Origin of the sequence: Microbacterium maritypicum MF109 (assembly GCF_000455825.1) — a bacterium.
Classification (GTDB): Bacteria; Actinomycetota; Actinomycetes; order Actinomycetales; family Microbacteriaceae; genus Microbacterium; species Microbacterium maritypicum_A.
Genome location: NZ_ATAO01000183.1, coordinates 1 through 268, shown reverse-complemented (window position 1 = coordinate 268; position 268 = coordinate 1). Strand labels below are relative to the sequence as shown.

The window sequence follows — 268 nt, the reverse complement described above, 5'->3', positions numbered from 1 at the left end:
TTCACTCCTCCCTTCGAGGGCGGCGACAACAAGTCGAGCCGCGCGGCCGACCAGCAGCCCATCAGCCGCCGCAACTTCATCGAGCTCTGCGAGCGCCTCACCATCGAGGACGAGAAGCAGTTCGAGGCGCTGTTCCGCCAGCTCGGACTGAGCGTGGACTGGACGCAGACCTACCGCACCATCTCCGACGACACCATCCGACAGAGCCAGCTCGCTTTCCTGCGCAACATCGAGCGCGGCGAGGCCTACCAGGCGCTGGCTCCGACCC

At 66.4% G+C, this 268-nt stretch carries 1 protein-coding gene; it reads left to right on the top strand.

Translation table 11 applies throughout. From position 1 onward, the window contains the following. Window positions 1-268: class I tRNA ligase family protein (locus L687_RS31515; RefSeq protein ID WP_040569721.1), on the top strand; the 268-nt coding region annotated here is incomplete at both ends.